This is a genomic window from Pedobacter agri PB92, from assembly GCF_000258495.1.
GTDB lineage: Bacteria > Bacteroidota > Bacteroidia > Sphingobacteriales > Sphingobacteriaceae > Pedobacter > Pedobacter agri.
Genome location: NZ_AJLG01000057.1, coordinates 1 through 26957 on the forward strand (window position 1 = coordinate 1; position 26957 = coordinate 26957).

General features: G+C 39.3%; 16 protein-coding genes. 2 read left to right on the plus strand and 14 right to left on the minus strand.

Annotated features, from left to right (window positions below; translation table 11 throughout):
- The 9 genes from ON09_RS10275 to ON09_RS10315 all read right to left on the minus strand — a co-directional run.
- Window positions 1–7840, minus strand: a 7840-nt coding sequence (locus ON09_RS10275; RefSeq protein WP_162097940.1) for an Ig-like domain-containing protein, incomplete at its 3' end; no start/stop codon positions are given.
- 375 nt (window positions 7841–8215) lie between these two features.
- Window positions 8216–9409, minus strand: coding sequence for a phosphoglycerate kinase (locus tag ON09_RS10280; protein ID WP_010600982.1), 1194 nt, complete (start codon window positions 9407–9409; stop codon window positions 8216–8218).
- Window positions 9410–9418: 9 nt separating this feature from the next.
- Complete coding sequence (locus tag ON09_RS10285) at window positions 9419–9850, minus strand: GNAT family N-acetyltransferase (protein WP_010600983.1); 432 nt, start codon at window positions 9848–9850, stop codon at window positions 9419–9421.
- A gap of 223 nt (window positions 9851–10073) precedes the next feature.
- Entirely contained in the window at window positions 10074–10505 is a 432-nt protein-coding gene (locus tag ON09_RS10290; RefSeq protein ID WP_010600984.1) for a hypothetical protein, read from the minus strand.
- On the minus strand, window positions 10474–11535 hold the full coding sequence (locus tag ON09_RS10295) for a hypothetical protein (RefSeq protein ID WP_010600985.1): 1062 nt from the start codon (window positions 11533–11535) through the stop codon (window positions 10474–10476). Before ON09_RS10295 ends, ON09_RS10290 begins: the two co-directional genes overlap by 32 nt.
- 102 nt (window positions 11536–11637) lie before the next feature.
- Window positions 11638–13494: a glycosyltransferase family 2 protein gene (locus tag ON09_RS10300; protein ID WP_010600986.1), complete on the minus strand. Its 1857-nt coding sequence runs from the start codon at window positions 13492–13494 to the stop codon at window positions 11638–11640.
- A gap of 1 nt (window position 13495) precedes the next feature.
- Window positions 13496–14260 carry a hypothetical protein gene (locus tag ON09_RS10305; RefSeq protein ID WP_029204260.1) on the minus strand — a complete coding sequence of 255 codons (765 nt, stop codon included), beginning with the start codon at window positions 14258–14260 and terminating at the stop codon, window positions 13496–13498.
- 74 nt (window positions 14261–14334) lie between these two features.
- A complete protein-coding gene (locus ON09_RS10310) occupies window positions 14335–16329 on the minus strand; it encodes a cellulose biosynthesis cyclic di-GMP-binding regulatory protein BcsB (RefSeq protein WP_010600988.1) in 1995 nt (664 codons plus the stop codon).
- Between the two features lie 69 nt (window positions 16330–16398).
- A complete protein-coding gene (locus ON09_RS10315; protein ID WP_010600989.1) occupies window positions 16399–17715 on the minus strand; it encodes a signal transduction histidine kinase in 1317 nt (438 codons plus the stop codon).
- Window positions 17716–17840: 125 nt separating this feature from the next.
- On the opposite strand from ON09_RS10315, the gene ON09_RS10320 reads away from it, so the two are divergent.
- Entirely contained in the window at window positions 17841–18824 is a 984-nt protein-coding gene (locus ON09_RS10320) for a glycoside hydrolase family 5 protein (RefSeq protein ID WP_238533647.1), read from the plus strand.
- Window positions 18825–18926: 102 nt separating this feature from the next.
- On the opposite strand, the gene gap is transcribed toward ON09_RS10320, so the two are convergent.
- The 5 genes from gap to ON09_RS10345 form a co-directional block, all read right to left on the minus strand.
- A complete protein-coding gene (gap, locus tag ON09_RS10325) occupies window positions 18927–19919 on the minus strand; it encodes a type I glyceraldehyde-3-phosphate dehydrogenase (protein WP_010600991.1) in 993 nt (330 codons plus the stop codon).
- Between the two features lie 86 nt (window positions 19920–20005).
- Window positions 20006–21082 carry an MraY family glycosyltransferase gene (locus ON09_RS10330; RefSeq protein WP_010600992.1) on the minus strand — a complete coding sequence of 359 codons (1077 nt, stop codon included), beginning with the start codon at window positions 21080–21082 and terminating at the stop codon, window positions 20006–20008.
- A 385-nt stretch (window positions 21083–21467) separates the two neighbouring features.
- Window positions 21468–22208, minus strand: a complete 741-nt coding sequence (locus tag ON09_RS10335) for a glycosyltransferase family 2 protein (RefSeq protein WP_010600993.1) — start codon at window positions 22206–22208, stop codon at window positions 21468–21470.
- Window positions 22209–22372: 164 nt separating this feature from the next.
- Window positions 22373–22762 carry a hypothetical protein gene (locus ON09_RS10340; protein WP_010600994.1) on the minus strand — a complete coding sequence of 130 codons (390 nt, stop codon included), beginning with the start codon at window positions 22760–22762 and terminating at the stop codon, window positions 22373–22375.
- A gap of 300 nt (window positions 22763–23062) precedes the next feature.
- Window positions 23063–23632 (minus strand): hypothetical protein, encoded by a 570-nt coding sequence (locus ON09_RS10345; RefSeq protein ID WP_010600995.1) that lies wholly within the window; start codon window positions 23630–23632, stop codon window positions 23063–23065.
- Between the two features lie 2148 nt (window positions 23633–25780).
- Here ON09_RS10345 and ON09_RS10355 point away from each other — a divergent pair.
- Window positions 25781–26569: a polysaccharide biosynthesis/export family protein gene (locus tag ON09_RS10355; protein WP_157258920.1), complete on the plus strand. Its 789-nt coding sequence runs from the start codon at window positions 25781–25783 to the stop codon at window positions 26567–26569.
- Window positions 26570–26957: the final 388 nt, after the last annotated feature.

Genomic DNA, 26957 nt, shown 5'->3' on the forward strand with positions numbered 1-26957 from the left:
CCGAAGTTGTTCCGGTTATAGCTGCAGTGGGTAACGGATTAATGGTAACTGTGACTGCCAATGCCGTGTTTGGCAAATTCTCACAAACACCCTCACCTTGTACCGTAACATAATAAATTGTGGTTGAGGTTAAAACCGGCGTAGTAAAATTATCACCGATATGTATTGGTGCGATACTTAAATCCGCCGTAGCATACCATCTAAAAGTTGGACTTACCAATGATGTAGTCGCATTCAATGTGGTTGTTTGTCCGGCACAAATGGACTTAGAACTGACTGTTAGATCACTTGCAGTACTTCTAGAATTTATAGTTAAACTTACCGGTGTTCTGAATGTACTCAAACATCCTGTAAAATTATCCTGGGAAGCTGCATAATAAGTTACTGACCCTACTGCATTAAGGATTGGGTTAACGACTACACTTCCGCCAGATGGGGCATTATACCACACAGTTGTTGTTCCTGCCGGAGCCACGGCAGTAGCCGTTAGAGTTTGCAAGTTAGCATCAGCACATTGAGTTTGATTTCCTCCGCTTGATGGAACAGAAGGCAACTCATTAATGGTTAAAGTAACCGGCGTACGAGAAGCACTCTCGCAACCCGTAGTATTATTTTTCGATGCGGCATAAAAAGTTACACTGCCTATTGTACTTAAACTTGGTGTAATTATATTTCCACCAGAAGATGCATCGTACCAAACTACCGTTGAACCACCTGGAGCGCTTGCAGTAGCCGTAATGGTTTGAGTTGGCAATGTCGCACATTGAACTGCATTTGCTGTTGTGTTTGTTGGTGCGGCTGGCAATGGATTTACGGTAATGGTTCCGGTAATTGTTGCCTGACTTGTACAAGGCGCAATTGCACCAGTTGTAATTACAGTGTAAGTACCTGATGAATTCGGGGTGCCAGATATCGTTAACGTTTTAGCAACCAGATCCTCTGTTGCGGTTAGTCCATTAGGAAGATTGCTGGCCTCTGCTCCAGTTGCGCTTCCACCCCATGTGTACAGAATATTTGTGATGGAGGTTGTGCTGCATAAACTTTGGCTTGCATTAGCTGCCAATGTTAATGTTGGTGCATCCTTAACGGAAATTGCCACCGTATTACTGGTCACGGTGCCACAGTCGCCAGAAGTAATTAATACCCTGTAATAGGTAGTAGTATTTATAGGGTTTGGTGTATAATTAGCTGTTGAAGCTAAATTATTTCCTAAAACTGTAGCGAAGTTATCTAAGGAACTTTGCCAAACATAGGTATAGGTTGTTGCTCCTCCAGCTGGTGCAGCAGAAAAAGTAAGGGTTGCGGGTTGTACAGTTCCTGAACCCACCCGACATATTTCTTGGTTACCCGAAATGGTCCCCGCCGTTAATGGCAAACGCAAAGTTAGTACAACAGGGGTTCTGGTTAAACTTTCGCAACCCGTTGCATTATCTTTGGCTGCTGCATAATAAGTAATTGTTCCACTAGTTGATAAGCTTGGATCAGTAACTACATTTCCTGCGTTTGCAGCGGTATACCATACTACAGACTGGCCGCTTTGAACACTCGCCGTTGCCGTTAAAGTTTGTAAAGGAGTTTTAGCACATTCGGTTTGGTCAAGACCAACTGGTAATGCCGGTGTTTCGTTAATGGTTAAACTAACAGCCGTTCTCGTTAAGCTCTCACAATTGGTGCCATTATTTTTTGATGCAGCATAATAAGTAACGGTTCCGATTGCATGATGAGTAGGCGTAGTAATATTTCCGCCTGTTGGCGCATCGTACCAAACAACAGTATTGCCAGCTGCAGTATTTGCCGTAGCTGTTAATGTTTGTAGTGGAACTGTAGCGCAAACGACCTGATCACCGGCGCTTACCGGAGCTGTAGATGTTGGATTAATGGTTAAAACAACGGCGGTTCTGGTAGCACTTAAACAACCTGTTGTAGCATTTTGTGCAGCAGCATAATAGGTAACTGTACCCACAGTATTCAAAGTGGGATTGGCAACAATATTTCCGCCAGATGCGGCATTGTACCAAACGATATTGAAGCCTGGTACTGCCGGGGCTGTAGCAGTTAAAGTTGGCATTATTACAGCTTCGCAAGTTTCTTTATCACCATCAGTAATGGGCGCTGCAGGCAAAGCATTTATATTGACTTCTATTTTAGTTCTAATACTTTCGCAGCCAGCACTAGTCCGCTGACTTACGTAAAACTCCTGCAACCCGGCGACATTGGTTACCGGTGTTGGTGCAGCTGTGCTACCTACCCCACCGGTTGCTGTGTTATACCATAATAAAGTATTTGTTCCATCAGCAGTAGCTGATAAGACACGTGCTGTTTCGTCCACACAATAATTTAATGGCGAAGCAGAAACCGGAGCATTAGGTGTTGCAGGTTGTGGGTTGATATTTGCATTGGCTATATTGCTTTCACAAAGGGTTGTTGTATTTCTGACTTTTACGGTATAGGTTCCATTACTTAATCCTGAAAACACATTTGTTGTTACCCAGGCCGCGCCATTTAATGAATATTCTTGATTTGGATGGGCGGTAACAGTAATTGTTCCTGTTGAGTTTAAACAGTCTGGCTGCACGATCGAAATTATCGGATCATTTACTGCCGGATCTAAAACAGCAGCTCTTGGATTACTCAAACAAGTTCCTTTTCTAGCCAGCACAGTAAAACTTCCAGCGGCTAGATTTCCAAAAAACGGATTTGATTGCCAGCTTGTACCGTTGTCAATTGAATATTCAATGCTAGGATCCAATGGAGAAGTGACCTGGATACTGCCAGAATTGTTATTCACACAATTTGGATGAGTGATTACGACATCTGGTACATTAATGACAACAACACTCACTGTTGTAGACGCCGGAGCACCCGTACAATTCGCATCATGAAGTTGGGTGATAGAATAAGTTCCTTCTGCCGGATTGACAATATTAAAGGTATTGGAATTATAATTTGTAACCGCATTGGTCACACTACCCACGGTATAATTAAATGAGAATGGCGCCGTTCCTGTTAAAGTGACTACTACATCGGGCGGAGTTACGCCATAACATACCACTCCACCGCCGCTAATTGTTGCGGTAGGAATGACATTCTCACTAACCTGAGCTGAGCCTGAGAAAGTTCCTGTACAACCTGTGGCATCGGTTAAAGCGCTAACACTATAATTTCCTACAGGTGGATTTGTTAACACATAAGGATTTACGGATGTATTGGTAACAGTATGGGCATTTGTTCCGTCAGTATAGGTAAATGTGAAAGGTGCTGTACCGGTAAATGCAAAACTAACACTAGATTTTGGTGAACCAATGCATGAGGCACCGCCGCCGCTCACTGTTACCGTTGGTAGTGGATTAACAATTACCTGTGCACTTCCAGTTGAAGTACCAGCACATGAAGCATTACTTACGGAAGTCACTGTGTAAGTCCCCGCAGAAGCATTGGAAATTACATAAGGACTTGCCGTGATCCCTGTAACGCTAATATTTGATGATCCATTGTTATATATAATATTCCAGGGAGCAGTTCCGGTTAGCGTAATGCTTACATTTGGCAAAGCTGCACCAGCGCACACCGTTCCACCACCACTGATAGCTGCCGTTGGGTTATCGTTGATAGTCACATTAACTGGCGTTCTGGTTTTACTCTCACAACCATTTACGGTTTGACTGGCATAGTACGTTGTTCCGTTAACTAATGGCGTTGTTATCGCTAAAGGACTTCCACCCGTTGAGGAATTATACCATTGAACGTTACTTCCGGAAGCTGATAAATTAGAAATTTTAGCACTTTCGCTTGCACAAAAACTCTGAGGAGTTGTGGCCGTTGGTGGCGGAACCACCGAGATTTGAACCGTAACTGCAAAACGGCTTAAACTCTCACATCCATTCAGCGTCTGCGTCGAGTAGTAAGTTTCTCCATTTACCAATGGCCTTGTTGATGCAAGTGCAACTGTACTGTTAGCAGTCTCATACCATTTTACAAGTCCGGTAGCCGTAGCCACTAATTCATTTATTGTAGGTGATGAAATTTCGCAAAACGTCTGACTGGTAATACCCGTTGGCGGAGCAGTGGTCGTAATTGCCACCGTTACTGCCCTTCTGGATTTACTCTCGCAACCGTTAAGTGTTTGCGAGGCATAATACGTCGTATTGTTTGCTAAAGGCGTTGTAGCAGCCAACAGCGTACCGCCGGTTGCGGCAGTATACCACTTAGTGGCTGTACCTGTAATTTGAAGGCTGCTGGTAGTGGCACCAGTAATTTCGCAAAAAGTTTGCGTTGAAGCGGTGGTTGTTGGTGCAGGAGTTGCCGTTATGGTTACAGTTACCTCAAACCTATTTACACTTTCAGCTCCAGCAATGGTTTGCGTGGCATAATATTTTGATCCGTTCACAAGTGCAACCGTTCCAGCCAAAGCTGTTCCGCCAGATGCGGCTGCATACCACTTGATACTGTTTCCGCTTGCAACTAAGTTGGAAACTTTAGCATCTGCAATTTCACAAAATGTTTGTGATGCATTACCCGTTGGTGCTAAAGGTGCAGGTTGTGCACTTGATGTATTATCAACTGAAATTGCATCATTCGTTGCGCTACTTGTCGTCGCTGTATTTACATAATTGCCAGACGAATTTAAAGTTGAGTTTAAAGTAAGTGTAGCTGATGCACCACTTACCAAACTACCTACCGTCCATACGCCAGCTGCATAATTCCCTGTTGTTGCACTCGATGAGGTAAATGTATATCCGGTAGGTAAAACATCATTTACAATAACATTGGTCGCTGTACTCGGACCGTTATTGCTTACTACAATGGTAAACACCCCCCTGTTATTATTTAACTCGGCGCTGTTAATCGTTTTCACAACTGCTAAATCCGCGTTAGCAACTGGCATAACCAAAGCCTGCGAGGAATTATTTGCCGGAACAGGATCAGATTGGGTAGCTACTACGTGAGTGGTATTTAAATAATCGCCCGTTGGGTTAACTTTAGCAACTAAGGTTAGTGTTTGCGTACTTCCTTTTAATAAATTACCAATGTACCAAACCCCGTTTGCTACATTATACGTCCCTAGTGTTGCAGATGAAGAGACGTAAGTATATCCAGATGGCAAAATATCGGTCACAGTTACCTGTGTTGCATCACTTGTACTATTTGCAGCATTATTGGCGACTAAGGTAAAAGTAACGTTTGCGCCAACATTTGGCGTTACATTGTTCACTGTTTTAACAATACTTACATCTGCATTTGTATTGGCCAAAGGTGCGTAAGCTTCATTATTTGATAAATCTAAATCTTTCTCCGCTCCGGTTAACGTAACATGGTTAGAGTAATTTCCAGAGGCATTAATGATGGCGTTAATGGTGAGTGTAGCTGATGCACCATTGGCTAGATTACCAATTGTCCATTTCCCGGTAGTTTGATTGTAGGAGCCAATACTTCCTGAGCTATTGCTAAAAGTGTAACCATTAGGAATAACATCGGTAGCCACAACATTAGTAGCAGCAGAAGGACCGGTATTGGTCACAACTATCGTAAAAGTTTCGTTATCACCTGGATTAACCGTTGCCGCATTGTTAATGATATCTTTGGCAGCGGTTTTGGTAATTTTTAGATCTGTTATCGCAACAGGAGTTGGTGTTGCCGATGCGGTATTATTGCCCGAGTTTGGATCTGCTGTTGCTGTGCTTGCAGTAGCTGTGTTCCTATAAGCGCCTGTAGCGTTAACTTTAGCAGTAATGCTGAGTATTGCTGTTGCGGCATTATTTACAGTTCCTAAAGTCCATTTACCATCTGCATTGTTATAGCTTCCGGCGCTTGCTGATGAAGAAACATAGCTATAACCCGCAGGCAATACATCATTAATGACTACTGCTGTCGCCGCACTTGGGCCGTTATTGGTTAAACCAATGGTGAAGACCACATTGGAATTTACATCTGGATTAGTAGGCGAAACAGTTTTAGTGATGGCTAAGTCTGCCTGAGCAACCGGAACTGGAGTAGCTGTTGCTGTATTATTTCCCGGTATTGGGTCTGGTTGTGCGCCGGAAATTGTAGCAGTATTAACATAAGTTCCCGTAGGATTAACTTTTGCGGTTACAGTTAAGGTGATCGCTGTAGCTCCACTTGTTAATGAACCAATATTCCAAACCCCTGAACCAGCATTATAAGTGGTACCAGTAGCGGGCACTGCCGAAACGAAGGTATATCCATTAGGCAAAAGATCATTTACGGTTACTCCGGTAGCATTACTCGGACCAATATTTTGCGCAGTTACGGTAAAAACAACATTACTTCCAACAGTAGGGTTTGATACATCAACAGCTTTATTGACTGCAAGATTTGTAGATAACACCGGTCCTGGAGTAACTGTAGAGCTATTATTATTTTCGATTGGATCTAATGTAGAAGTGGTAATGTTGGCTGTGTTTGCATAAGGTCCAGCGGCATTTACTCTCGCTGTGATCGTGATGCTAGCTGTTGCCCCGTTTGCCATCGAGCCTACAGTCCAGTTACTCGTAGCAGCATCAAAACCACCTGTAGCTGGAGTGGTTGAGACGAAAGTATATCCGGCAGGTAAAACATCTCTAACCGAAACATTATTTGCCGTATTTGGACCATTATTTTTTGCCGTTAAAGTGAAAACAACATTTCCTCCAATTAAAGGGGCAAGCGTATTTGCTGATTTAGTAACCTGAATATCTGCTGAACCCACATTGACTGTAACAGTTGCATCATCGCATTGAGGCGTTGCATTACTATTGCAGACTTGATACTTAAAGGTATCTACACCCGTAAAACCAGGATTTGGCGTATAGCTAACTAAACGAACTCCGTTAACAGTATTAACTGAAACTGCACCGTTTGCGGGAATTTGTGTAATAGCTAACGAATTAATATTGATGGTACTTGCATTTGCGGATGGGATTGGCTCATCATTGGCAATCACATTGATATTAATTGGTGTGTTTTCATTTGTAGAGGCTACATCATCATTCGCATTTACGATTGAAATAAATTTATTATTAAATGCTAAAAAAGCCGGATCACTGGAACCAGCAAGTTTATATTTTAAAATTAAAGGTTGGGTATAATTTGAAGTTGTTATACCAAACTGACTTGCATCTGCAGCCCAAATTCTAATTGGCCTTTCTCCGTTATATGTAGCTTGTCTGGATCCGTTATCTATTCCGAAGAAAAACGGGTCCCATTTACCAATTTCGGTAACTGAACTCATATTAATGAAAATTTTAGTTCCAATCTGATTACCGTTACCATCTTCAAACCATACCTCGTCCTGACTACCACCTGCCGCTGCAATCTGAGTTATGATGATATCCGGAATCCCATCTCCTAACTGACCAGCACTTGTAATCGCTCCAAAATCAAAGGTTAATGGTAAGTTTGAAGGAATATTTGTAAAAGCAGACCCTATATCCAAACCTCTAACCCCTCTTGTTAAAATAGAGGATGCGGTTACCGGTACCGCATATGGATAATTATTATTTCCGGCCTCTGCTTTACCTAATGCCACTAGATTCGCACTTGTTCCATTAGGCAAAAATGTAACATCTCTTACTGGAAATGCCTGAAAACTTTGGGCTGAGAAGCTTACACCATTTGCAGCCAGAATAGCGTCGTTTACTCCAGTTGAATAAGTCGTTCCATTCCAGGTAAAAGCCAGGAGATGATGTCTATTATCTGGTTTTATTGCATTTGGAGCTGCAGATGAGGATCGCCAAAAGCCGTTATAATCAGTGATTAGGCCGCTGACGCTATTTTGAGCAAAGCTGTTTACATTGAATAATAGTAGGACAAGAAGGCGAAAAAAAGGTAAAAGTTTTTTCATATCCATAATTGGATTTCGAAGGTTATACAAGAAGGGACTTTAACAATAGGGGGATTAGATATGCCGGGTTATGAAATCATAGGAATAATTAAAGAATCTTTAATAATGAAATCGGGAAGTAGAGGGCACATAGCAATTTAGTTTAAGATCTGAATTTTAGAAGTTAAAGCATACACTTTCAAAACTTTAACTTCATAATAAGGACTGCCAAATATAAGGACTAAAATCCAATACTCCAACTATATACGTATGATAAATAAGACAAAAGCGCCCGCCTTTGAAAGACTTGTTGATATATATCAATAAGCTTTGTTAAAAAAAAAGCTCCTCTGATTTTCCATCAGAGAAGCTTTGACATTTGGATTTTAAAAATAGTTATTCGTTAATTGCTTTGACGCCAGGCAATTCCTTGCCTTCCATGTATTCGAGTAAAGCACCGCCACCTGTAGAAACATAGCTTACTTCCTCTTCTAAACCAAACTTAGCAATGGCCGCTGCGGAATCACCACCTCCGATCAATGAAAAAGCACCATTGTCTTTTGTTGCTGCAACTACCGCATCAGCCACTGCTTTTGTTCCCACCTGAAAATTCTCCATCTCGAAAACACCCATTGGACCATTCCACAACAGGGTTTTAGAATTTTTAATCACATCCTGGAACAAAGCAACTGATTTGGGACCGATATCCAGTCCCATCCAGTCTGCTGGAATCTGACCAGAATCTACCGATTTTTTATCAGCATCATTGGCAAATTTGTCTGCGATGACGGTATCAACCGGCAAAATTAGCTTCACACCTTTTGCTTTAGCTTTTTCGATTAATTCCAAAGAAAGTTCTTGCTTGTCGGCTTCTAAAAGTGAAGTACCAATTTCTCCCCCCTGCGCTTTGGCGAAGGTATAAGCCATACCGCCACCAATGATGATATTATCAACTTTCTCCAATAGCTTTTCGATTAATAAAATCTTGTCAGAAACCTTTGCACCACCCATAATAGCTGTAAAAGGGCGTTCTGCATGGTTAAGAATTTTCTCTGCATTTTCAACTTCTGATGCCATCAGATATCCAAAATATTTTGCATCAGGAAAGAATTGTGCAATGATCGATGTTGAAGCATGCGCCCGGTGAGCGGTACCAAAAGCATCATTCACATATACATTGCCCAGTTTAGATAATTTTTCTGCAAAAGCAACATCGCCTTTTTCTTCTTCTTTATAAAAACGAAGGTTTTCTAATAAGAGCACTTCTCCGGGAAATAAATTTTTTGCCTTTTCAACAGCACTTTCTCCAATACAGTCATCTGCAAACTTCACTTCCAGATCCAGCATACGCGAAAGATCACCTAAAATATGCTTTAAAGAATATTTATCTGTAGGCCCGTCTTTTGGTCTACCCAGGTGAGACATTAAGACTACTGAGCCACCATCGTTTAGTATTTTTGTGATCGTTGGCAATGCAGCACGCATTCTTTTATCGTCTGTGATTTTGAAATCATCATCTAAAGGAACATTAAAATCTACTCTGATAAGCGCTTTTTTATCTTTAAAGTCTAACTGATCTATTGTTTTCATGTTTATATATTATTTTAGTTTTAGTCTCATTTCGTAATGGAATCCAATACCCGGAATGTCAAACTCGGGCGACTCATTAATAAAACCCAATTTCTTGTAAAATGTTGCGGCAGTTGAACGGGCATTACACCATAAATAATCTGTATTGTATTCCTTAAGGTATTCTACTGCAAAATTGATCAGCGCAGCACCATAGCCCCTACCACCATAGTCGGGATGAGTGGCCATACCACGCAACTGATAACCTTCACCCTCACCCGGAAAAAAATCATTTCGCATAAGACTCGCAATTGATCTAATCTGCCCATCTGAAATATACCCCAGGTGAAAAGTATCGTATGCCTTGTCTCCATCAAAAACGCAATCCTGAAAAGGTTTTCCGTTTCTCAATACCATACTCCTAAGCGGAAGCACTTCTTCTGGAAGGATGAATTTAACCATAAATATATTATTGCAATGAAATATAGGCATCAAAATGACCCCTCGCAGGCTTCGCAAACGTTTGCAAAGTTAACAAAGCATTTGAAAGTGCATAAGCATCAATCGTCACAATTTTGAATATTTTCCAACAATAAAAATCAAGCCACGTTATTGATATTAACTAGATTAGTTTTGACCAGGAATTAAGAAATTTTGAAGTTCCGAATGATCAACAAAATTAAAGCTAATTCTCTACCGAATACAGTTCCCAATTTCTATTCTCAATCACTTGCCTAAACCTGATACCCTGGCTTCGCCAGGAAAGAAGAGTATTCTGATTTAAAAGCCCAAATCCATTAAAAGGATTTTGAGTTTTACTAATCAGAACATAGGACACATTGTGCTGAGGCTGGCCTAAAGCAGCGAGAAACTTTCCTTCTCCGGGTGTTAAAAAACAGCGGCTAGAGCCAGTTAGTGCTATGATTCGATAGGAGGTGGCATCATCAGAGAGAATGCCCTTATTGATTTCCAACTTTGCAATAGCCTCTGAAATCGCTTTGTCCTCATCTACCTCAATCTTCTGGGTTAAAAGTATACTAGTTAAAGCATTTAAATACTTACGTTCTTCTGGAACAAAACTGGCGCTAATTAGCAGGTATCCGGTAATAATTTGCAATAAGATTAATGCAAAATAAAACTGTTTGGTAAAGCGAAAAACGCGTATGTTCCGTGAATTTATTATAAGGGCCCAGCAAACGCAGATGAAGGCAGCATAGAACTGAACGGGAATATACACGCCAGGATACTTCATTTTCAGAAACTCCAATAAAAAAAAATAACGCAAGAATAACCATTACATTTCTGTTCATATTTTTGAGCATCCCAACACAAATCAGCAGTAAGGGAGCGAAGATCATGATACGAATTGTGATAAGAAAGTTTACCTCAGGAAAAACGCTATTGAACCTAAGCTCATTGTAGCTGTTGAAATTTTCGGTTTGGTTGATAACGGCCGAGTAATTTGCATAAGGGCTGTCAAGAAAATGGTTCGCATCTCCGGTGTAGGATAAATTAAGCAATCTAAAGATGAATATGGCTACAATAGGTAAAAGGAATACAATCAAATAGACTGCAAGCGTTTTATTGACTAGCTTTCGCCTGACTGAAATCTTATTGAATGCAAACGCAATTTTTTCTATGGGCTCACTTTGGACAATTTGCATGGACTGAAGTGCTGCAAAAAAAATTACCGGAAGTAGGAAAAGCGTGAGCCAGACGAATTTAAACCAGCAAAAAATAAGCAGTGAAAAATGGATGCTGGCTACTGAAATGTGATAGGAGGTATTACTGTGAAAATATTTGAACAGACTTGAAATAAAAAGATAAAAAAATATGAGTCCGAGATAAGCACTTTTTCCTGATACGGCAATGAATATAAATGCAGGGTGGAGAACAAAAGTCAGCAAGACTCCCAGAAGAAGCCAAGATCCGTATTGATGGCCTCTTGTTGAATTTACAATGATAAAGAACAATGCTGCCGTTCCGACTGCAGAGGTGATAAATGGTGCAAAGGTGGCATTGAAAATTGAAAAAAGAAAGGTTACCATAAATGGCAGCTGCGGAAATGTAAGCCCCACTAGCTTTACGCCATCAAGATTTCCCTCAACTAACAGCGCGCCCTTTTCCGCAAAAAAAAAGTCCTTCATTACTATATACTCCCGTAAAGAACAGTTTCTGGGCAATAAGAAGGTAATAAATAAAAATTAGCACCGATAGACCAAAAAGGTGATCGGTTGATATCTTTCTCATTATACTTTATTTTTTGAATGATGGGAATCAGATACCTTACTTAAACCATGGTCAGTCTTTTCCCAATAAAATGGTTTAGTAATCAATTGCCATAAGCCTTTATAGGCGGCGATAGAGTGCAACAGCCAGTAAATTGGATTTGCGATCGAGAATAGAATTAGCTCATAATAACGTCTTTTAAAAACAGCGATCATGTTAAGATAAATCATTAGCATATTACCTATCGCTAAATTGAACATTGATATATAAAGTACCCAACCAGGGAATATCGTTCTGATATTCTTAAGATCAAAAACCAGATAAAAAACAAATAGTGTCAGCAAAAGCGGATAAAGCAGGAAAGTTACTGGTGTTGCACCAATAAAAAAATTAAAGCCAAGAAAACCTTTCCATCCTATTTTCCTAATGAGCTGGGCAGGGTTCCTCATATGTACCAAATAGGTTTGCATATATCCCTTGATCCATCTGGATCGTTGTCTGATCCAATTGAAAGGCTCATTATTAGCCTCCTCATAAGTAGTGGAGTTGACCAATGCAACCTTGTAGCCCTTTGCAAATGCCCGGATACCTAAGTCAGCATCTTCGGTAACATTGAAGGGGTCCCAGCCACCAAGTTCAAGCAGGTTGCGAAGTTTAAAATGATTGCTGGTTCCGCCCAAAGGGATAGGAATATCCAAAGTCCCGAGTCCAGGCAACATATAGTCAAACCAATAAGAGTATTCCAAAGTGAACATCCTGGTTAGGAGATTTTCATTCCTATTAAAATAGTTCAATGCACATTGGATGCATATGTAATTGGACGGAAGTTTACGGAATAAGGATACCACCTTCTTTAATTGGTCAGTGTCGGGAACATCCTCAGCGTCATAAATGGTGAGATATTCCCCTCTGGAGAAATGAAGACCGTAATTACATGCTTTAGGCTTGGTTTTTGGCAAATGGAAAGGAACTACGATTACCTCGAAAATCGCTGGAAAGTCCAAATCCCTTACTGCGTTAAGCGTCTTATCATCATCCTCCTCAATCAGGAGTTTGATATCGAGCCTTTCTCTTGGATAATCAAGGGATTGTAAATTCCATATTAACTTTCTTATCAGCTTATCTTCCTTGTAAACTGGCAACTGAATAGTAAATATCGGAAGATCGATATCCCGGATGGAAGCAAGTTCTTTTTTGCTAACAGCCTGAAAAAGTTCAAGCTTTGAGCCGGTGAGGGCTAAAAAAAGCTTAAAGACAATTGCAATGAGAAAAAAGCTACTCATTAAAATGTTAATTAATATTGTAGTATTAATGAAGCTAAGAAATAAAGAAACTGTAGTAATTGCAATAGCAGAAAAAATGAAGACAAGCTGCATACTGCTAAAAGTGATGAATGCGGAGCTCTTAGGATCCCGTTCCAGCAAATCAAATACTGCTGCCTTTACATATTTCTCACCCAGAAGTTTGTGCCCAAGCCACACAATATCAAGATCAGACACTAGAAGTGGCTTGACCTTGCAACCATATTTATTTGAGATAAGCAACATATCTGCCGTCGCGGTGGGGTCAGCAAGGGCAACAATCAATTCATCACCTTGCATCCTTAATGGCAAAACCAAGTCCCGGTCAACCACTTTAAGGTCCATCTGACTAATGACCGCCATATCGATCTCCTCTTGACGGAGATCAGAGAATTCATAGCCCTCTTTTTTCAGACAAAGTTGATAGTCCTTTCGACTGACATATCCAAAGTTTAGTAGCACTTTTATAAGCGAAATGCCACTTGATTGAGAAAAACGAGCTATGCGCTGCCTGTCTTGATAATCCAGAATTCCGTGCTCACTAAGTAAGTTAACAATGTATCGCTGTTCAGGCATATCAAAAGCGAAATATGCCTGTAAGTGTGCCCCCTTCTCCGATTCCAGAATTCCTATTAACTATATCGTGAAAAATACCTAAAAAGATCCAATTCTCTTTCCACAGTCGTTGTCCGATTGCGATATTGGCTTTTACAAAAGTAAACTCTGTGTTGGAGGCAGGGTTCGCTGGGGTGAATTGACTTGATCTAAAAGAACTCACGCCGCTTACCTCACCAACCAATTGATTGCTTTTTCCTAAGTGCAGTCCTGAGGTTGAGATATAAGTCAACTGCCCAACCTGCCCCGTAGGGTTTCCAAAATATTGCCTATACCCCCCTTCAATATTAAAATAAGCACTCCTTTCACTTCCACTGATCATAAGTTTAAGTTCTGATCCAAACTTACCATAGCCTGTTGCGGGATTTCGATTTTTAGAATAAGCAGGAATACTTGCCAGTGCCTGAGCGGAGAAATAATATTTCTGTTCATTGAAATGCAGAATATTATACTTCAGACCTACTTCTAAATCTGAGGGAGCATTGTTAACATTGTTGAGATAATCATCTTTATATTGGGAAAAGGAGAATGGGATTTTGGCCACGAAATCCAATCTATCTGTAATTCCATATTCAAGATAGATTTGTGCTGTTACTGAACTGAACCGCCCATTGTTTCCATAAGGGGCTTTATTACCACTGAGATCTCTTGAGCTGGTACTTGCGAAATAGCTAAAGTATGGAGAGAGAAGGGTTTTACGCCTGCCCATTGGAAATCCGCTGGCCATAGTCTCGATGCTTATTAGTGAGAAAAAGCAGAAAACAATCAGATTTAAACTTTTGACATTCATTTGGATCAACATTATGATGAGATAATTTTTTGCGCATTTTTAACTTTAGAACGGACGTACAAATAGCCTAAAAAAACAAGTAAAAGAATCAGTGATAGCGCGAGCAATTTGTATTTCTGCCAAAAGATTGCCCAGCGTCCAAGTCCCTGGCCCTCATAGACAATATTGTTATTGCTTGTCTCCAGATTGAAAACCAAATGACTATCCTGGTTGCTGATTAAAGTATTTCCGGCCAGCAGGTTTACCTGCTCATTGAGATCCTTGATCGCGTTTGCGAATAAATATTCCGATCCGCGATCATTTGGAATTGCAATTGAGAGTACGACGGGATAATCCTTGGTTTCAAATATTTGAGAGATAGCAGATCCTTTTGGACTGGACAATTTATATAGAATCTCATTTTTACTGTCACCGTAAATAGTAAAGTCATTCTGGTAGGCTAAGGGCATTTGAGGGAAAGTCATTAATAGTTTCTCAGTCCGATCACTGATCAGAATAAGGTTATTTCCTTTATAAGATGCTGCCCTACTTGTCAAATCAATACCAGGAAGGTAGGTGAGGTGATTACTGTAGTGATCATTGAGGTGGGCGAAGAGTTCACACACAGCTCTGATGGAAGAATGAAATACTTTATTAGAGATCAAAATTGTTGACTGAGACTGAAAACAATCCGGATAAGCATAGAAACTCCTCTGCGATTCAGTCAACTTATCACTAAGATCCACATAGGAACGTTCTTCATCGACCTGTCCAACGAAATTTTCAAACTTTCCAGAACAAATTCCGCTCGCAGGATAAAAGACAAACTCAGTTTTTAGCGTATTAAACTTCTTGATCTGATAGCGGTTAGCAGTGGCGTTCACCTCAATAGCACCAGACTCATTCAGCTGCCGACTACTCAATAGCACATCATTTAGGTATATATTAAAATAGCCGCGATCGTCTCTAGCCATCGCCGTGAATTTAATCTGCATTTTTAAGTTGAGCTCTGAGGGAATTGTAGCGAATGCAGAGGTCTTGAATTCATACACATGACTTAAACTGCCAATACCACTCATCAGCTGATGACTATTCTGAAGATTTGCCAAAATCAGCCTGTTTTCTTTTTCAAAATCCCGATGAACGCTTTTCTCAACAATTAGCTGATCCTGAAATGTACTAGAAAGAATTGCAGGGTTGATAAGTGCATCGGTTGCTTTATTCAATCCAGCAATATTGTTAGCTGTAACAAATAGTATTTGTTGAGGAATCTGTCCGGGTAAGTATTCTTTCTGCTTGTAAAGATAGAGCAATCCGCCCTGTTTACCAGCATCCGCTTTAATCTTTATACTGAGCCTGGGTCCTGCCTTGTGTAATAAGCCGACAAAGATAAAGTCTGATAACGAGTCTGGCATCTGCGAGACTGAGTATAGCGCGATCTTATCGACACCACTCTTACGAAGCTTAGTGTAACTCATTGCCACAGCCCGAAGTTCTGCTGGAGAGATTTCATCTGGATAAACTATGGCCTGTTTACTATAGATTGCATTCGAAAGGTTTACTTTAGAAAGGTTTATCTTGTCAATGGTTGCCCACCTAAGAGACGAGGAGGGAAGAATTTTGAGCCACAGACCTGGGTTAGTATAATCCTGACAAGGATCATCACCTATGAAAAGCTGGGTTTTGATGGTTACTTTTAAAAAACCAGAAGAACTCACCGCTTTGGACAATACAATACTTAGCCTTGTCAAGCTGTCAGCATCGATCCTAACACTATTTATAGGCTGATCATCTATCGAAATATGAATAAAGGATTTTTGGAAATTGATCACTTTGGAAGTTTCCACATCCAGCGATAATGTGCTCCCGGTCAACCGCTGAATCGGTAAAACCCTGATATAGTATGTATACTGTCCTTCAAGGCCTCTAATTACCTGCTCGCTAAAGTTGTAACTTTGCTGAGGTTTTTGAGCGTATGTGAATATTGTTAAAATAGTAAAAATAAAAAATAGAATTATTTTTTTCATGGAGAAATATATGGTTACGCGATTTCAGATTTAAATTTAAGGGTGTAGGAAACATGTTGTTGCCCTTGGTCATAGGTGAGCTTCCCCCCCCATCTTTTCAGTGATCAACCTGGCCACATAAAAACCTGGGCCAAGGCCGCGTTTGAGACTTTGAACGGTAGGTGTTTTGGATTTCAGAGTGTCTTTGTGTAATGGAAAATTCACGTCTTTTGGCGCACAACTCAACACAAGCTCTGTCTTCAGGTTGTTCTTTACTACCTCAGCATAGATCGCATTTTTATTGTCAGAATGTTTCAACGCGTTGGCAAAGAGATTATAGAGGACTTGATCGAAATATATCCTGTCGAGTGGAATGAGTTCTTTTCCACCAGAACTGATCCATTGAAAAACAATATCTTTCTGGTCAAATTCCGCCTTCATCAAATTGACCATTGTTTGGATGCACTGATAAATATCAATCCAGGTCAAATCAATCTGGATATCACTTGCAAGCGTATTTTGCTGATCTGGAAATATTTCTGTGAGTTGCTGAAGACTTGCAATATTTGCATTAATCCCCTCCACGCATTCACTCGCCTGATCCCCCTTGGTAATCCGTTCTTCGTCTATTCTGCCAGATAGGTCTTTGAGCGAAATCACGAACTGTTGAATATCCGATCGGACCAGTGCTAAAAAGCTATCTTGTTGAATAACCAGTTCCCCTAGTTTAGCATTAGAATGTTCAATCTGGTTATTTTTGTCCATTAATTCTAAATGAAGGGCATACAACTGGGTTGTCGTATTCTGGATCTTCAATCCATTCAGCGTGTTATTCATGATAATGCCGTATCGGGCCAGCGGGATAAAGCAAGAGAAAAATCCGATCATAATAAATAATCCGGCACCTTGAGACAAATAGGTCTCCAAGGTCACTTGATTTATAGCATGATATCCTATTGACAACATAATCAGCGTAGACAGTAGCTGAGCAAATGAGTTTACGGCTGGCCAGAAGACGGCCAGATTGAATAGCATAAATAAACTGGAATAGACTAAAAAAAACACAGGGGCGACCTCGAAGCTCACAACATTGCAAACTAGTGCTGCATTTGCAGAAATCAAAAAGAAAGTGGTGTGCAGCGAAATATTAATCGATCTGCCTGTTCTTCTGGAAAGATCATATACCACATAAATTAATAAGATCGTAATGATTTTGACAAGAAAGAGTTCCTGAAAAATAGAATTAGCGTATATAAAGTCCAATATACTCAGTAATGGATATAAAAACATCACTGTCCAAACAATAATGTTAGCATAATACAAAGAGTTTTTCTTAATTTGTTTATTATACTCGACATCATCGACCACAATAGCTTGCGGCATGCCGTAATTAGGACGAAATTTCATAGGAAACGGGACAACTTTATAAATCTAACACAAATAGCACATTGAAGCAAGCATTATTTTTATTTTCATTGACATTATTTTGTTTTTATGATTTATCCGCTCAGCAGGACCTTGCCTCCTCTCGTTTGAAAACCATTGGATCCGGTATCAACGTATCCTGGCTGGAACAAACCTGGAATTCGGGAGGGCTATATCATAAAAAACTCAATCAGGAAGATTTTAATCTTCTGGCTTTTGCCGGAATTCGTACAATAAGACTGCCCGTTGCGTTTGAGAGATTTTATTTATCTGGAAACGATGAAGAAAAAAACGCATTAATTTCCAACATTGGTGATGTGTTAAAGCTATGCCAGCGTTTCGCTTTTAAGCTTATCCTGGTTAATCATTCCGGCAGGCTTCAAATTCAAAGCTTAAATGAAGATGAAGAAAGACTTAAAATGCTTTGGGCAATGCTTGAAAAGAAATATCGTCATGTATCCTCCTCGCTATTGTACTTTGAACTCTTTAACGAACCCACATTAGAGGATGCAAAATGGTTACCTATCGCTGCTGGTGTAACTAAGCTAATCCATCAATCATCTCCGAAACGCACCTTGATCATTGGCGCTTCAAACTACAATAGCATTTACGAACTAAGCAGAATCTCCCCCTTATTGGATAAAAACATCATTTATACCTTTCATTTTTACGAGCCGTTTATTTTCACCCATCAAGGGGCTACATGGATCGGAAAACAGGTAACAACGACCGGAATTCCATTTCCCTATGCTGCAGATAAAATGCCCAAACTAAACACTGAAGCTAAAGGGACGGCCGGTGAAAAAAATTATTTAAATTATGCAAATGAGGGCAAAAAAGGGGCGGTTCACGATAAGCTGATGATTATTAAAAATTGGTCGAAAAAAAACCGCGTTCCAGTACTTTGCAGCGAATATGGAGTTTACCGCAAGCATGCATCAGTCATTAGCGTATGTAACTATTTATCAATAGTAAAAAACGAATTGCAATCACTTGCCATTCCGGGAATTATATGGGACTACGACGATAATTTTTCCATTTTAGCTGGCGAGCCTAAGAACAAAAAGCTACTTCCATGCCTGTTCCCTTAAAGGCTTTTACGAGTATAAATAAAGCGTATAAAAATCATATATGGAGAATCAAAGCGTAAAGAAAAAAAATCAAGCTCTTATATATCTTAATCGATGTTCAGATCAGTCTTCAATGAGCTGATTTTTTTTATTCACATCGATTAGCCGGTTGCTGTAACCATACTCATTATCATACCAACCTACCACTTTTACCATATCGCCAACGATGGAAGTAAGTAATGAATCAAAAGTGCAAGAGTGTGGATTATCAATGATATCAACCGAAACTATCGGATCTTCTGTGTATTCAAGAACACCCTTTAGTTCATTTTCAGCAGCCAGTTTAAATGCAGCATTGATTTCTTCAATGGTGGTTTTCTTTTTCAAAAGACAGGTAAAATCGGTAAGGGAGCCATTCAACACTGGTACCCTGATTCCTGCTCCGCCTAAACGTCCTTCCAACTCCGGAAAGATATGGGTAATGGCTTTCGCCGCACCTGTGGTGGTAGGAATAATGGATGATGATGCCGCTCTTGCCCTTCTTAAGTCTTTATGGTTAGCATCATGCAAATTCTGATCGCCAGTCATGGAATGTATGGTGGTGATATAACCTTCCTCTACCCCCCAGTTATCGTTCAAAATTTTGATCATCGGAGCGATGTTATTGGTGGTACAACTTGCATTTGAAAGTATCTTAAACGACAAATCAATTTTATCGTCATTCACCCCCAAAACGATCATCGGTATTTCGTCTGCTGCTGGTGCAGAAATTAATACCTGCCGGGCACCAGCTTCAATGTGTTTTTCCGCAGCTTCCATTGTTAAATTTCTGCCGGTGCAATCAACAACAAGATCAACTCTCAAAGCAGACCAGGGAAGCTCCTGCGCTTCTTTTATCGAAAAAACAGGAATTGATTGTTTCTCGATCACGATGGCATCGGGTTTGGCGCAAACCTGTTTTGGATAAATGCCGTGAACACTATCATATTTAAATAAATGGGCCATTGTTTTAGCATCGGCTAAATCATTAATAGCCACTACATCAAAGCCCTCGGCCAAAGCCAAACGCAAAAATGTTCTCCCTATCCTACCGAAACCATTAATTGCCAGCCTCATTCATCTTTATAATTAATGCGCAAAATTACTTTTTATTTTGATATTAAAGCAGAAGACCTGTAACGCAGTAATTTGTTTACAGAAAATTAACGTTTCAATCTGGATAAACGCCAGGTCAATAACGAATTGAAAATAATACAAATGGAGATGAGCAGCGCAATGAGCGGGAAATTTCCCAAATGCTGAAGCATAACCGTAGCCAAAATGATCAAGATATTGAGTACTGAGGTAATCGCAACAATTTGGTTTGGCTTTAAGCCCAAACGTTCCAGACGATGGTGAATATGATCACGATCCCCAAGAAACGGAGATTTTCTGTTAAATATACGAACGGTGAAAACCCTTAAAGAATCAAATATCGGTACAATCAATATTGACACTGCAATAGCAGGTGCTGAGTAAAAGGTTGGCTGATTATCACCGGTAAACTTATTGATCTCAATAAATTTTATAGCCAAAGCAGCGGTAGTAAGACCGATGATCAAAGCCCCGGTATCTCCCATGAAGATCTTAGCGGGAAACCAGTTATGTTTCAAGAAACCCGCTATCGCTCCGGCAAGCGCAAAGCCAATAAATGCATAAGGTATCTGATCTGCCATTGCAAAAGCGATCCCGAAACAAAGACTGGCCAGTATTCCTATACTGGCTGCCAAACCATCGATTCCATCAATCAGGTTAAAGGCATTATTGAGAAAAATGATGAGTACAATAGAGAAGATACCTCCCCACAACAGATTCATATCGTTAATGTTGAGTACGCCATACAAGCTGCTCAAGCGGAAACCACCAAAGAAAACCAGTATTGTGGCGACCATTAACTGAAGTATAAATTTTGTGCTGGTATTAGTGCCGTATACATCATCTTTTAAACCCAGTGCGGAAAGTATGATGCAAGAAACGGTTAAGAAATTTGCTTCATTGAAATTAATCATCGCAGAAAACAGCAAAATGCTTATGGTAAAGCTTGCTACTATTGCCAAACCACCTAAACGCGAAATACTTAAATTGTGATTTTTCCGATGCAAGTCGTTCCGATCGTACAAATTGTATTTACGTGAAGTGAATATAATTGAAGGAATAGTTAATAGTACCGTAAAAAATGCCAATATGGCGATAAGACCATAAAATAGGCCAGGATGTGCAATAATTAAATCTTTAAACAAAACGGGAACGGTTTAAACAAATATAGGGATTGATGTTGATTTTGCATGATGTAAAGGATATTTAACTTGATAAATATCAAAAGTCTGGCTTTGTTTGGTCTAGCTACTTTTGTTCTGAGATCTTTTAATTGAAATATCTGGAATGAGATCTCTTCGATAAGAAAGTGTTGATCGAGATGACGATAGTTAATTGTTGTTCAAAGTTAAAAGTAAACATCAGTCGGTCACCTCGACCGCAGTGGAGAAATCTTTTAAAGTTCAAAATCTGGAAGCGAGATTTCTCCAACATAAAAAATGTTGTTCGAAATGATGGAAATTAAAATATTTTTCAAGACGACAAATCAAACGATCTGTCAGCTCGAACGAAGTTTGAGGAAAGATCTTTTTAAAACTGGCTCAATTTACTCAACTTTTTTCTTACTAAAACCAGCAGTGCATTTGGAATTTTATTTCTTTTTAAAGCTTTGTAATCAAATTTAGCGGCTTTCCAAAGACTAGAAATACTCCGGTTGCTAAGCCCACCCAAGCGCATGTTAACCATTAAAACAGGTAAATAAAGTGCTTTCATTTTATGGATATGAAAGTAACGCAGCATTAAATCGTAATCCGCCGCAGTTCCCATATCTAAAGCGTAATTGCCGAAAGCCTCAAATAACGTTCTTTTGATGTATAAAGTGGGGTGCGCAGGCATCCACCCTTTCTCAATGTCCCGTTGATCTGCCTGATAGGATCGCCATTCACGAACGATTTTGCCTTCCTTTGGTGTGATGTAGTTAAGGTTGCCATAAATGGCCTGTTTTTCCGGATGATTGATAAAAGCATTGGCAATTTCACTCACAACATCGTAGCTCAGCAGCATATCATCAGCATTAAGGATTCCAATCACATCGCCACTAGCCAATTTGATGCCTTTATTAATGGCATCGTAAAGTCCTTTATCCTTTTCAGAGACAAAACGGCTCAGGTATTTTCTGTACTCTTCTATTACCTGAATTGTTCCGTCCGTAGAATTCCCATCAATTATAATATACTCGATATTCTGATAGGATTGATGAATAACCGATTCAATACAATCTTTGATGTATTGTTCTGCATTATAAACTACGGTAATGATGGAAATTTTCATATTCGATAAAGGCTTGCCTCTTCCTGATTTGCAGAAAGGCAATACCCGCCGTAAAGATAAATAATAAAGGTAGACAGTTGGTTAGTTGGTTAGTTGGTTAGTTGGTTAGTTGGTTAGTTGGTTAGTTGGTTAGTTGGTGAAAATGATTTCAGGATCAGATAGTTTTAAAAAAATTTTCTTTTTTTGATCACTATCAAACCCAAAGCAGCGGCTGAAACGCCGAGTGCCCATGAGTAGTCATCAAGGTTGCACTGAATTGGAGGGTTTAACATGTCATAGGTTACTATATCACCTATTGTTAAACCAACTATACATAATTTTAGTACCCCAACACCAGTTATGGGTTTGATGTTTGTTGCCCTTGGACAAGCCGGAGGAGAAATCGAAACAGTTGGTCCGCTATAAGTTCGGACATCTCCAACTAATACAACAGATACAACTAACCCAGGAGTTGTATATAGGGTGTTTTCTGCTATCAAGCAACCTTCAGCCGCAATAGAAATCTTTGAAATGAAAATAAATCCTCCGAGAATAAGGTAACGAAAAAGCATCATATCAGGATTACAATGTAAATCTAAATTTACCTCATCCTAATTCTAAAACCTACGTTCGTTTTGTTCAATATTTCAGGAACAAAGTATCGACATTTCATTCAATTATAATTAAAGATACGCCCTAATCACCCATCTGTCGCCCTTCGGTTTCCTGTTGTGTTTAAGTCGAATATTGATAACGGAAAAGTTAAAATAATTAATGATAGAGATCCCATTTACGATTAGGGAAAACGATATTAAAAAGAACTGACCGTGAAGGATTTGCTTTTTTATTCAGTTTATTCGTTTATAAAGGTTATTTTAAGATACTTTTTTCAAGTTGAGAAAATTTCTCTTGCTAAAAGAAGTAAATCCTAATCCTCCAAATACTAAAAGCGTAATAGGAAGGTAATCATCGACCGGAAGATTGCTTGGTGGAGTAGCCGATGGACAAGATGAACTTGGATCACTGTTCGAAAAATATTTAGGATCGTTGTATCGGTAGCTAACAATTGATCCTTCTCCTTCTCCAATAGTATGATTTGACTTATAGGTTGTCTGCAAGACGCATCCTTTTGGATCTGATTCCCTGGAAGTTATTTCATTAACTCCATCATAGGGCACATCTTGACTACCATTCCACTTCGACCCAGATGGATAGATATTGATAAATCCACATTTATATCCACTATAACCATTTCCCCTGATTACCTGTAGCCATACATCAGCCTTATAAGCCTCGACTATTTTGGTACTTCCATAATAGGTTGTAGTCCCAAGATAAACTGTTGCAACTCTATCGCCAAAATCACAACCTCTACCAGTTACTTGTCCAGAAGATTTATGCTGGATTAATAAAATGAAAATAAACAGGAGACAAAAAAATTTCATAAGGCAGAAGCATCAATAGCTCGTATTCCTAATAATACAAGATGGCGCAAAAATGGTGTTAATTTTCAATTTATTATCCCCCCAAAAAAAACGCCGAACTTAAACTGACACTTAAATGATATTTTATTACAAGTGATTCATTCCTTTGCGAATCATTACCAAACCAAAAACGTGAACAAACACATCTCAAAGCCATTTCAGGAATATATTAACTGTAAATAAGGAAGTCTAAATACTTTTAGAATCGAAGGAAAAGCATTGACAAATATCATGAACAAAATGAACGCTCGAATTATCACGATTAATATTACCTGCGGAATAAGCCCTTAAAGAATTATTTCAAAACTATTCGGCTAATTTGTCTAAGTCGAAAAAATTAAGAATTTAACATTTTATGATTTAAAAAACAGATTGGATTAGTTAACGACTAAGAAGTTATATGATTCCAATGATCACGCTTATGCATTTACGCTGATAATTGTAACAATAGGTACTTAAAATGTTGCTCTGAAATGAACCTAAAAGAATTTATACCTAATAGTCATACGATACAAGCATGCGCTACCGAGGGTAATATGTTGCTTTGGCAATTCGGAGAAATGAGGCTGAATATTTACAGATCACATGCAGCACGCGCAGGCTAGAACGGAGTAGAAATGATTAAGAATTAAATTGAACTCATCATTTTCGTATTTCTTAAACTAGAAAATCCGATCCCGCCAATTAATAAAATTAGTAAAATAATGTAATCATCCAATGGACATAGAACCATTGTAAAAGTACCAAGAAATCCTGGTACAGTTCCAACGAGAGCACTTGTGTTATCATTCATAATACGACAACTACCGTCTGTCTGAACAAAACCTGGGCAAACCCTACATGTTGTACCGGTAGTTGTAGGTGTCCAGCTACAATAATTTGGACTAAGAGGAACTTTGCCAGTATTATTGGCATATACTCCAATTGAGTTATTGGTTCTGGTATGTACTGCATTATCAAAATTTTGTGTATAACATCCTGTAGCAGATCCTTGTCCGAAAGCATAACAAGGTAACATAGTAGCGCAGATTATAAATAATATCGATCTAACATAATTCATTATGGGATGTGGAACGGGACGAATTCCTTTTCAAAAATAATGATGTATTTTTCATAACACTAAAAAATCTACTTTATCATACAAAAAAAGAGTTTTTAGTACTTACATATAAGTATTATTGTTATAAAAGCAACTAATATGAAGCTGTTATCCACCTGTTAACAACGAGCATGAGTGGGATAGCAATATTGATTTCAGGAAAATATTGAGACGATTCGAGGAATTATATCAACTTATTAATACTTAAGACAATCGAAATATGTAGCAAATATTTAGTACGAAATCCTATTTATATAGAAAATAGAATGTTGAAGCCTGTTGATAAAGCAATTTTTAAAAAATTAAAACATTTGCGTCTGAAAGAGTAGGTTTAAATTTTTCCTACACATATAAAAAAACAAAAGGCTCCAATTGGTAAAAATTAGAAGCCAAATGTAATCATCGAATGGTCATATGAGTAATCGAAACTATATACATACCCTGAGTAGGCACCTGAAATTCTATTCTACACCTAACATATTTCGGAAAACCCAAAAAACCCCGCACATATGCCAAACTGTCATTGCTAGTATGAAATATTGATGCATCTTGTGATGGACAGTCCACAAATGCAGTAGGTGATGAAGGAAATACCTAGTTCTGATCACATGTTCCATTTTTTGCTGTCGGTATTTCGATATAAACGATATTACCTGAAATATAACAACCTTCGGCAGCCTTGCTATCTATCTTTAACAAAGACAGTAATATAAATAAACAAAATAATTTCTTTCCCATAAATTAATTTTAACATTACTTTAAGGAGAATATGTTTTACAACTGGGAGATTTACAAAGATACGCATGATAAGAGTTTGAATTATGAGTTTAGCACTTTTACATTTGAAATATGTCAAATTGATTTTGGCTAAGACGAAGATAAACCAGCTGAGGATAGCCAGAAATTTCTGATTTCGCTTTTAAAAGGTATTTTTGTTTTTTGAAGAACTTTTTCCCCACATTTACATGGCTGTGTATACCCGAAACAAATTCATTGCTTTTTTAATCATTATGTCTTTTCTTTTTTTGCTCGGTTCATGTGGGGTACGCAAGGAACGAACGCTATTTAATGCGCCCAGCGATATTGTTACCGACACCATTAAACAGGTTTATGTAGTGAATGATCAGGGAATCAGCGATGCCTACTATAAAATTAAAGTGAATGACCAGTTGGCCATTCGGAATGTTCAGAATTTTGAATTTGGCGCTACAGGTAGCACGAGCAACTCCACGTCTAATGCTATTACGCAACAGAATAGTGCTTCGGGCAGCATCAGCAATGTGCTCTCCTATCCTGTTGAGTTAGATGGTATGGTTAATCTGCCTGCGATCGGCAAAGTGGAGGTAGTGGGTTTGAGCAGAAGAGAAGCAGCCATCAAAATCCAGGACCTTTATAAAAATAAACTGCTCAAAGAACCAATTATCGAATTATCAGTAGTCAATCTGAAAGTAACACTATTAGGCGAATTTAGTAAACAGGGCAATTTTTTATTGGAGAGAGATAACACTACACTTATCGATATTATTGGCGAAGCAGGTGGCATCACGAAAACCGCTGATCCAAAAACCTTGAAAATTATTCGCGGCGATCGGGCACATCCGGAGTTAATTTATGTTAATCTCAATGACATTAATAGTTTAGCAAGCAAAAAACTCGTGCTGCAAAATCATGATATTATTGTACTTCAACCCACTAAAAGTTCAGCAACAAGTGATAAGCTGCAGAGTTTAAATAATATTTTACAGCCTCTGTTAGTGGTGGTAAATTTAGCAGTGTTGATATTTACGGTAACAAGGTAGTTTTATTTTTTCTAACGCCTCACCGGCGGCGGCCTCTTACCTTTTTCTTGACAAAAAGGTAACCAAAACCGAGCCCTTCAGCGAGCTCATTAACACCTTTAAAAACCAATAACGAAACATTAATAACTCAAGGCTTGGATCTAATGTCGGACAAATCAGTGAAAGCTTTTTGAGCGGCAGCACAAGCTGCGATGAAGGATCGCAGAATGTGCGCTGCCTTAGACAGAAGTAACTTGAAAGGGTGTGCAAAAGCTTTAACGTTTTCTCCTTCCATTATCTCCTCGGCCGGATAGCATGGTGCCTATAACAATGCGCCGTAAGTTCCTCCTTTCATCGTCATTGCGAGGCCTAGGTGTGAGCGAGCCGAAGCAATCCCCCTCATAAATCC

Excerpts from the sequence above, each read along its gene's own strand:
- ON09_RS10280 (WP_010600982.1), bottom strand. The coding sequence starts at position 9,409 with ATGAAAACAATAGATCAGTTAGACTTTAAAGATAAAAAAGCGCTTATC.
- ON09_RS10285 (WP_010600983.1), bottom strand. The coding sequence starts at position 9,850 with ATGGTTAAATTCATCCTTCCAGAAGAAGTGCTTCCGCTTAGGAGTATG.
- ON09_RS10295 (WP_010600985.1), bottom strand. The coding sequence starts at position 11,535 with ATGAAGGACTTTTTTTTTGCGGAAAAGGGCGCGCTGTTAGTTGAGGGA.
- ON09_RS10300 (WP_010600986.1), bottom strand. The coding sequence starts at position 13,494 with ATGCCTGAACAGCGATACATTGTTAACTTACTTAGTGAGCACGGAATT.
- ON09_RS10305 (WP_029204260.1), bottom strand. The coding sequence starts at position 14,260 with ATGGCCAGCGGATTTCCAATGGGCAGGCGTAAAACCCTTCTCTCTCCA.
- ON09_RS10310 (WP_010600988.1), bottom strand. The coding sequence starts at position 16,329 with ATGAAAAAAATAATTCTATTTTTTATTTTTACTATTTTAACAATATTC.
- ON09_RS10315 (WP_010600989.1), bottom strand. The coding sequence starts at position 17,715 with ATGAAATTTCGTCCTAATTACGGCATGCCGCAAGCTATTGTGGTCGAT.
- gap (WP_010600991.1), bottom strand. The coding sequence starts at position 19,919 with ATGAGGCTGGCAATTAATGGTTTCGGTAGGATAGGGAGAACATTTTTG.
- ON09_RS10335 (WP_010600993.1), bottom strand. The coding sequence starts at position 22,208 with ATGAAAATTTCCATCATTACCGTAGTTTATAATGCAGAACAATACATC.
- ON09_RS10340 (WP_010600994.1), bottom strand. The coding sequence starts at position 22,762 with ATGATGCTTTTTCGTTACCTTATTCTCGGAGGATTTATTTTCATTTCA.
- ON09_RS10345 (WP_010600995.1), bottom strand. The coding sequence starts at position 23,632 with ATGAAATTTTTTTGTCTCCTGTTTATTTTCATTTTATTAATCCAGCAT.
- ON09_RS10355 (WP_157258920.1), top strand. The coding sequence starts at position 25,781 with ATGTCTTTTCTTTTTTTGCTCGGTTCATGTGGGGTACGCAAGGAACGA.